Origin of the sequence: Methylobacterium sp. E-005, assembly GCF_022829725.1 — a bacterium.
Taxonomy (GTDB): domain Bacteria; phylum Pseudomonadota; class Alphaproteobacteria; order Rhizobiales; family Beijerinckiaceae; genus Methylobacterium.
Map to the genome: position 1 here is coordinate 19,684 of NZ_JAKSYG010000022.1, position 8,286 is coordinate 27,969.

Here is an 8,286-nt window from a genome sequence, read left to right on the forward strand (position 1 = left end):
TCAAGAGCGGGAAGCCTCTCGCCGGACGCGTCTCCTGGCGTGGGCATCCAGGAAGCTGGCAAGGCTCAGCATCGCCGCGAGGCCGCCGACATTGACCATGACCTGCAGAGGCCACGTGGCGTCGAAGGTGCGGTAGAGGATGCGGCCGATGAGGGCCGCCAAACATCCGGTTGCGAAGATCTCCAACGAGTGCCGGCCGCAGGCGTCGATCAGCCGAAGCAGGCGCCACCGGCAGAAGCGCGCCACCGCGGGAGAGCTAAACGCCAAGTAAGTCAGTGCAAAAATGTGGAGCAGGCGCAGCGGCGCGACATGGCTCTTGTCCGGGGCCTCGATCGCCACCAGCCTGAAATCCGGCAGGCCCCAATCTACCCAGTTTCCACCTTGGAGCAAAGCAAAGCCAAGGTAGGCCCAGGCCGCAGCTGTAGTCCAACCCCGTCGCGGCAGAAGCCCGTCCCCGGCCCGGACCGTGAGAGCGAGGGTGACCCCGAGCACGAACAAGAACTGCCAGGCGAACGGGTTGAAGTACCACCCGTCGTCTACCGCCGCAGCATTGGGCAGGTTCAGGGTGTGGTCGACGTTGGCCGCGAGCCATAGCGTGCCCGATAGTGCCAGCACACCCCAGACCCCACGCTGCATTCCTAGATAGACGAGGGGGAACAGGGCGAGCAGCAGGATGTAGAGCGGCAGGATGTCCAGGTAATTGGGCAGCGCGTTCAGCGCGAGGCCGCGCAAGAGCCCTGGCAGCAGGCCCATCTGTAGCAGGGGTGCGACCCCGAACCGAGGCGCAATCCCCGTGACGTCCATCCAGATACGAACGATCACAAGGGTGGCGAACAGCAGCCCGCCCTGGAACAGGTAGATGCGCAAACAACGCTGGGCGATGCGGATTAGGGTCGACCATACCCCGGCCCGGCGGAACAGGCCACCATAGGCGATCATCGAGGAGTAGCCGGCGAGCAGCACGAAAATCTCGGCTGCGTCCGAAAACCCGAAATTGTGCAGCGTCAGCAGGGCTGGGGCGTTGCGCGGGATGTGGTCGATGAAGATCGTGAGCAGCGCGAAACCGCGCACCACGTCGACCCGTGCATCACGGACCGGCTTCCTCCGTTCGGGCTCAGGTGGTCGATTGGGCGTGGCGACGACCTCTGCCGGCCCAGCCACGGGAGCATCGTGTGAAGGAGCGTCCGAGGCGAGGTCGTCAGGGTTCTTCATTCAGCGCATCACCGAGATGCTTGTCAGCCATAGGCGGCAGAGCCTGGGCCAGAGAGCGACCGGTGCATCCGATTGGCCGATACCGAACCCGTGTCCGCCTACGGCGAAGCGGTGATACTCGACCGGTACCCGTACCTCGCGGCAGGCCTCGTCGAGTACGCGGCTGTGCTCAGGACTGATCACCTGGTCGTCATCAGCCTGCACCAGGAAGATCGTGGGACACCCCGCTTTGATGTAGGTTTGAAGCGACCACATCTCGCTCATCTCCAGCGTCGGGGTCTCGCCGACGAGGGAACGACGGGTAGTCGTCCGGTCATAGGGCGGTCCCAGGCTGACCACCGGGTACAGAAGCGCCGCGAAATCGGGACGAGCTGAGAGGTCGTCGACCGCGTCCACCGGCGTATAGGAGCGATAATCCGAGCGCGCGGCGACCATGCCGCAGAGGTGGCCACCGGCCGAGAAGCCCATGACCCCGATGCGGTTCGGGTCGACCCGGAAACGCTCTGCATTAGCCCGGATCAGGCGCATGGCGCGCTGTCCATCTTGGATGGGTACAAGTGGGCCGTCATGCCACCCCTCGCGTGGCAATCGATAGGTGAGCACGAAGGCTGTGATGCCCTGCGCCGTGAGCCACAACGCGGCGGGCAGTGCCTCTTTGACAATCCCAATGCGGGTGTAGCCGCCTCCGCCCGCTACGAGGACCGCGACGCCGGTTGGGTTCTCTGGCACGAACACCTCCAACAGGGGTGTCGCGACATTGCTGACGGCGCCACTGTCATCGCGAGCGATCGGCCCCTGCGGTCCGCCCCCGCCAGGTGGTTGACCCGGCCAGAGCGGGATACGTTCCGGTGCTCCGACGGCATCTGCCCTGGATGCAAAAGTGAAGGCCGCCGTAGCGAGCGTGAGGAGAATAGAACGGCGATCCGGCATGACACTCCAGTTTGAAAGACCGCAGCCTCGTGAGGCGTAGCCTTTGCATTTTGGATGCAAGATCGCGTCAGCGGACAAATTGAGAGCTTGGTGCTTCCGTCTCTTGAGGACGGGCGGCTGAGACCACTCACCCAGGGACGAGCAGCCGTTTTGTTGCTCCAAGCTGCGCTTATTCGACAGAGCCTCGCCTAAGTAGAAGGCAACCCTACTTGCCGCCACCGCTGCCGGTCGAACCCACCCGCGAAGGCTGCCCTTCGTTGCCGGCAGCAGCCGAGTCGTTCGAGATGCTATCGGCAGCACGACCCGTCGGCGAATAGGAGCTGGCGCCTTCCTCCCCAGTCGAGCCAGGCTGGCGCGTGACGACACCGGGCGCGCCGGGTGGGACGATCACGGTCGTGGTGGTCGGGGTCTCGAAGACCTGTGCAGAGACAGGGGTAGCAAGCACCGCAGCAAAAGCCGCGGCGAGAATGAGCTTGGTCATAATGTTCTTTCGTCTGTGGGCGTGGGGAACAGTCGCTCGCGTGCGATGTGTCCCGGTGGTAGTGTCACAGGGGGCGGGCAGCAGGGGTTCGACCAGCACACACCTCTATGTAGCTAATCGCTAGTAATGCGGCCGGAGCTACGCATCAGGCGCGAAATACAACCAGAAAAAACAAGCTGTACTTTAGTGAATTTCTTTGAGCTGCTGGATCGCGGCGTCGTGATACCAACCGCTTCCACATTCAGTCGCAACGATCGGCTCCGGCTTGAAATTCAAGGCCACGGCCTGGTTCTCGTGGCGAAGACCAACAGCGATCGGCGTAATTTCCGCGGTGCGCTTAGCGACTGTGGGCAATCCGCGTAAAGATTTAACGGTCATTTCTTATCTTTCTTTAATATGCTCGATCTCTCTAAGAGCAGACGATACGAGCTTGTATTTCATATGGTCACTGCTGGCGGATTGCCTAATAAATATTTGAAAATTGCTCAATTTATTTTCATATTTTATTTTGTTACATGGGCTTGTATTTTGTAAAACTGTGTATCACTAGGTCCTGAAAATTGGCCTAGTGGCGCTTTCAGTCCGTCAACGAAGTCGGACGATAGGCTTGACACCCGCCCCGCCGCCATCTTGAGCCCATGCCCACGCAACACGGCCAGACCTACGATCCGCAGGAGGAAACGGCGCCCCGGGGCGGGTAGTTCGAGGCTTCACACGAACGTAATCCGACGGTGTCCCATGCATCAGCGTACCTGCCTCGACGCGTCCGACGTGCGCATCCTCATGGCTGCGGGACGCGAGGAGGCCGAACGGCGCAGCCTTCCGGTAGCGTTCGCGGTGGTCGACGAAGCGGGCGTGCTGCTCGCCCTTGAACGTCTTGACGGCGCGCGGCTCCATACGCCGGAGGCGGCCTGGCTGAAGGCTCGAACAGCCGCGATCACGCGCACGTCGACACAGGATCTTCAGGAGGCGATCCAAGCGAACGCGGCGCTTCTCGCCTTCCCCGGACGCCTGCCTCTGACGGGTGGGTTGCCGCTGCTGGTCGGCGAGGAGATCGTGGGCGGCGTCGGCTCGTCGGGCGGTGAGCCCGAAGACGATCTAGCCGTATGTCACGCGGTGCGCACAGCGCTCCAACGGCTGCCCTTCGCTGGCTGAGCGGTCTCGCAGGCTCAGGCGAGCACATGCGCGCGATCCTATTTTCCCAATCGATGGTGACAACGCGCAGGCCGCCGAAATCGCCCGCCTCAAGGGCGAGATGGAAGCCGTGGATCAAGCCTTGATCTAGGACAACTGCGGGATCCCTTTCCAGCGACAGGCAGCCGCCCGGTAGCGCGCTCAAGATCCGTTAACTGCCCAGCGCCATCATACCCTCAGCGATCGGCTTCGGCCGCGCGCCGGAAGAGCAGCACCGGGGTCTGCCCCCCCCTCAGCCACGGTGCGGCCTCGTCGGCGCAGTCGCGAACATCAGCCGCGATTGCGGCCAAGCTTGAGCCCGGCTAGACGCGCTGCCTTGCGGCGGCGTGGAGCCTGGATGAGCGATGACCTGGCTGCCCTACTCCTCGCCTTGGCGACCGAGAATGCCGAACTGCGCCAGCAGCTCGCCACCGCCCAAGACATGCTGATGGAGACCGCCATCGACGCCGGTCACCTGCATGCTCGCATCGAGGCAGTGCAGGACGAGCGGGATGCGTGGCGACAGGAGGCTGAGCGGCTACGGGCCCGGGCGGTGCGGATAGCCTAATGCCCTTTCTCGGCGACGAAGGCGTCAGATCTAACCACGCCGTGTCTTCGGCATCTTTTGACGGTGGCTCCAAACCAAACCACGGTAGGCACTGGTCAGCATCGCGACACCAGGCTGATCACCCAAGAAGCGGCTTACCAGATCCGTTGCACGCGAAATCGCCGCCTCGATGGTCGGGGCGTCGAAGGCTGTGCTGTCGGTAGCCACACTCCCTTGCGGCCGACGTCGAGCGATCCGCAGGCGGTACTGCATGATCAGATGCCAAGCTCGCAGACGGTTGGGCCGTCACGTGAGGCCACACCTTGGCACAACACCCGCAACATGAACCCGGGTTACGTATTTAATACGCAGTTAACCAAGGTGGCTGAGGCTGCTTGCAACGCAGCACGTCGCCGGTTCGGCCGCTGCTGCAGCTTCTCACATCGGCAACGATCCTATGGCGCTTGGGTACGTCATCGCGCTCGTCCTGATCGGGGCGGGCTCAGCTCTGTTCGTGGTCGGTCTCCTAATGGTGCGCCAGGAGGCTCAAGCGCGGGCTGAGAACCTGAAGATCTTCCTCAAGACCGGCGTGGCTACAGCCGCTCCTCTGCCCGCCGTGAACGCGCCAAGATCTACATCACGACATTCTGCAGAAATCCTGCCGTTGCATGTAGCCCGCTCGCCAGAGGCTGAGGCTGCTCACGCCCTCCGTCGGGCCTACTACAGCTCCCGCGTTCGCTCGGCTGCCGCATAAGACACCGTAAATCCGGCCCGAGTATCGCTTCGTTAAGTCGGTATCCGCATCTTCGTGACGACAATCGGTCGTCACTACCCCAGAAGCTCAGAGCACCATGCGAAACCGCTCGTCGCGGTCGTTCACCGTTGAGACCAAGTCCGGTGGACGCCAACGTCCCATTATCCCGCATCGCGACACCGCCCCCGTGGTCCCCCGACCTCAGGTGTTCTGGCCCTCGGCAGTCGAGCCGAAGCCACCATCCTCAGAGCCGCGCCGGATACCCGGATCAGCCGTCGCGACGGAGCGCCGTTGCTCGCCCCGTGCGTGCCCCGCCCGTCCCGCCGCACGGACACCCATTCCACCCCCGACGACGCAGCCTGAGAGGATCCCCCATGCCTGCCAGTCAGATTGACCGCCTATGGTTCGAGGCTCACCCCGGCCGGGAGTACCGCCTTCGTCGCCGGCATCGAGACCGCCCGTCAGATGGCGCTCACCGCGGCCGTGACGATGGAGACCCAGGACGACGCCGCCGCAGTCCGCCAGCAGGCCGCAGCCGCTGCGTTGCAGGGCCTCGCGGAGGGGTTGCAGTCGCTCAAGATGCCGACAGATGAGGCGCAGTCGTGAAACCTCTTAGCCAGTGCTATCTATCATCAACCTGTTTTCATCCTGATCTTTACAGGACGAACAACCACGGGACGGCCACGTGATGCCGAAGGAAGAAGGCCAGTTCGAGCAGGGAAGGAGCGGCAACCCTGCCGGCCGCCCCAAGGGTGCGCGCAACCGCGCCACGACCGCCCTGGAAAGGATCCTCGACGGCGACGCCGAGGCGATCTTGAACAAGGCCGTGGAGATGGCGAAGGATGGCGATCCGGTCGCTATGCGCCTCTGTCTGGACCGCATCATCCCGGTTCGGCGGGACCGGCCCATCACCTTCACGCTGCCGCCGATCGAGAAGCCGGCAGACCTCACCAGGGCGACGCACGCCCTGATGCAAGGCGTGGCTGCCGGCGAGATCACGCCCAGCGAAGCCGCCGAACTGTCCAAGCTGGTCGATGCGCACGTGAACGCGATCAAGACGGCGGATCTGGCCGAGCGGCTGGCCCGGATCGAGGAGGGCGGGCTGTGACGGTAGCGAGCTTGGAGGCCCGGCTACGGAAGATCGAGGCGCGCCGCTTCACGGCCGACCCCACCCTCAAAGCCATGCCCGACGACGAGTTGGCCGAAGCGCTGCGCGAGGTATCCGCCGACCCGGCTGACCTCGCCCTTGCCGATTGGTTTCAGGGCGGATGCAAGGGGCCGTTGCCGCCCGGCACATTCGACGCCCTACAGCGGAGCCTCTGACGATGACCGCGATAGTCACGAGCCTTGAGCGTCGGCTGGCGAAGATCGAGGCGTCCCGGCGCCCGCCCCGCGGCCTCTACTTCGTGGTCTGGGGATGCACCGCGGCCGAGATCGAGGAGGGTGTGAGCCGAGCCCGCGAGACCGGACACATTGCCGACGGCGAGCTGATCGTGCGCTGTGCGTGGCCTGCTGAGTACCCCATGCCGGCGCCGCGGTGGGCGCACGATGACATGCGCGCTTTCAGTCCGACAGAGTTCGGCGCCCTGATGGGTGAGGTGGACCGCTACCATGACGACCTGCTGGCAGACTGTCGGGCGGAGATGCAGCACCGCAGCCTGCCGGATCCGACCGATGCCGAGATCAACGCCGTAGACCCCCGGCATGAGGATAAGACCCGGTCCATGACCGACGCTGTTCTGATCGGGATCGTCCTGGCGGTGCCGCTCAACGGCGAGCGGGCCTCGCTGACCGATGACAGGATGGAACGGCTGACCCGCTCCATCACGGCTCTAGGAATGCGCGACCGGATCCGCGGTCGTGACGATGCGCTGTTCGAGGCGACCCAGCGTGCCGGCCACGTCGTAAGGCACTGAGGCCCAGCATGAGCATCATCGACCTAGAACGCCGCCTCGCGCGCATCGAGGCCGGCCGCCGGATCGGCGCGCCGACCGCCCTCCTGTCGGATCACCCGATCGGCGACACGGCCGGCGACCTGCGGGCTGACGACGCCCTCGCGAACTGGCAGCGCTGGACGGCGCAAGGCAAGGCGTCCATCACCAACGGCGTGCTGTGCCTCGTCGGTCCCGAGCTGACGGCCGAGGAATGGGCAGCGCGCTTCGTCACCGAGCACTGAGCGGTAGATCGCTGAGCTAATTCGAGAAGTAGCGGGCCTGCTCGCGCCAACTGGCGGCAGCCGTTCCGGGGCTTCTACCCTTCCCCTCGTAAGCTTTGCCTTTGTACTCCCCGCGGGCAAGCCAGACTGCCTTCGAGCGCTGATGCACGTCTAAGGCAATCGTCTCGCCCCAGACTTCAACCTTGATCACCATTGATCGCCTTCTGGTTGCTCAGCACTTACCGCCGCCGCATCATCACCGTTACGCGCTACATCGCGTCCGTCGCTCCGGCTGAACGCCGAACGGCACAGGGCCGAACCACGTCATCACGGGATCCGGCCCGTCCTTCTCAAGCCTGCATCGCCGCGCGGCTCGGCCTGGGCGCAGTGAGACGGTTAAGCGGTCGGCCGACTTCTGAACCAGCGGCGCTCAGGCTTGATGAAATGACTTATCATATTTGCAGCGACGTTCGGATAGACAGTCGGCCCCAGTCTTAAAAGTCGCCCCCAAATAGTTTCTGTCTCTGGTCCACTTCGCGTCTGGTCTACAGTCTTAAGATGTATGAGACGATCTCGCAAATCCTGCAACTTACTGTATGGAGGCCAGAGAGTGCCACTTGCCGGGCTTGCCTTCCCTAACGCTTGAGGCAGCACGCGCTTCAGCTTCTCATCCAGCGAAATTTTTCTTTCGATCTCTAGCTTTGCCATTGCAACTGGTGGCTGGTTCCCCTTGCTCGGCCGTTGATAGGTAAACCCTTCAGGGATCAGCTCGTTCGCTGTAGCCTCAATAGCGCTATAGGAGCAAACTAACTCCATCATTGCCACTTCAAAGTAATCAAATAAAGGAGAATGATTGTCTGGGAATATCCCCTGCGGTGGAGGATGATTAGCGAATAAATTTTCAATATTTGTAGCAATGCGTTGTCGATGGGCACTAAAAGCCATATTCAAATATAATGCAGGTGCCGACGGAAGGCCAAATCCAATTACATTCTTGCTTAATCGCTCTTCGGTCGCGATCATTCCAAGGCCGG

At 63.0% G+C, this 8,286-nt stretch carries 12 protein-coding genes; 7 read left to right on the forward strand and 5 right to left on the reverse strand.

Going from position 1 to position 8,286, the window contains the following annotated elements; all coding sequences use genetic code 11:
* From MKK88_RS01385 to MKK88_RS01400, 4 genes are all read right to left on the reverse strand, one after another.
* The gene (locus MKK88_RS01385) at positions 1-1,212 is read right to left on the reverse strand and encodes an OpgC family protein (protein ID WP_243996799.1); all 1,212 of its coding nucleotides are present in this window, start codon (positions 1,210-1,212) and stop codon (positions 1-3) included.
* On the reverse strand, positions 1,213-2,142 hold the full coding sequence (locus MKK88_RS01390) for an alpha/beta hydrolase (RefSeq protein WP_243996800.1): 930 nt from the start codon (positions 2,140-2,142) through the stop codon (positions 1,213-1,215).
* A 205-nt stretch (positions 2,143-2,347) separates the two neighbouring features.
* Entirely contained in the window at positions 2,348-2,623 is a 276-nt protein-coding gene (locus tag MKK88_RS01395) for a hypothetical protein (protein ID WP_243996801.1), read from the reverse strand.
* A 183-nt stretch (positions 2,624-2,806) separates the two neighbouring features.
* Positions 2,807-3,001, reverse strand: a complete 195-nt coding sequence (locus MKK88_RS01400) for a DUF2735 domain-containing protein (RefSeq protein ID WP_243996802.1) — start codon at positions 2,999-3,001, stop codon at positions 2,807-2,809.
* 360 nt (positions 3,002-3,361) lie between these two features.
* Here MKK88_RS01400 and MKK88_RS01405 point away from each other — a divergent pair, with 360 nt between their 5' ends.
* The 7 genes from MKK88_RS01405 (at position 3,362) to MKK88_RS01435 (ending at position 7,273) form a co-directional block, all read left to right on the forward strand.
* Complete coding sequence (locus MKK88_RS01405) at positions 3,362-3,778, forward strand: GlcG/HbpS family heme-binding protein (protein WP_243996803.1); 417 nt, start codon at positions 3,362-3,364, stop codon at positions 3,776-3,778.
* Between the two features lie 376 nt (positions 3,779-4,154).
* The gene (locus MKK88_RS01410) at positions 4,155-4,364 is read left to right on the forward strand and encodes a hypothetical protein (RefSeq protein ID WP_243996804.1); all 210 of its coding nucleotides are present in this window, start codon (positions 4,155-4,157) and stop codon (positions 4,362-4,364) included.
* A 1,123-nt stretch (positions 4,365-5,487) separates the two neighbouring features.
* Positions 5,488-5,703, forward strand: coding sequence for a hypothetical protein (locus tag MKK88_RS01415; protein WP_243996805.1), 216 nt, complete (start codon positions 5,488-5,490; stop codon positions 5,701-5,703).
* An 82-nt stretch (positions 5,704-5,785) separates the two neighbouring features.
* Complete coding sequence (locus MKK88_RS01420) at positions 5,786-6,205, forward strand: DUF5681 domain-containing protein (RefSeq protein ID WP_243996811.1); 420 nt, start codon at positions 5,786-5,788, stop codon at positions 6,203-6,205.
* A complete protein-coding gene (locus MKK88_RS01425; RefSeq protein ID WP_243996806.1) occupies positions 6,202-6,420 on the forward strand; it encodes a hypothetical protein in 219 nt (72 codons plus the stop codon). Before MKK88_RS01420 ends, MKK88_RS01425 begins: the two co-directional genes overlap by 4 nt.
* A gap of 2 nt (positions 6,421-6,422) precedes the next feature.
* Positions 6,423-7,013, forward strand: coding sequence for a hypothetical protein (locus MKK88_RS01430; protein ID WP_243996807.1), 591 nt, complete (start codon positions 6,423-6,425; stop codon positions 7,011-7,013).
* 8 nt (positions 7,014-7,021) lie between these two features.
* A complete protein-coding gene (locus tag MKK88_RS01435; protein WP_243996808.1) occupies positions 7,022-7,273 on the forward strand; it encodes a hypothetical protein in 252 nt (83 codons plus the stop codon).
* A 375-nt stretch (positions 7,274-7,648) separates the two neighbouring features.
* On the opposite strand, the gene MKK88_RS01440 is transcribed toward MKK88_RS01435, so the two are convergent.
* Positions 7,649-8,286 (reverse strand): hypothetical protein (locus MKK88_RS01440; RefSeq protein ID WP_243996809.1); only part of this gene is annotated, 638 nt, incomplete at its 5' end.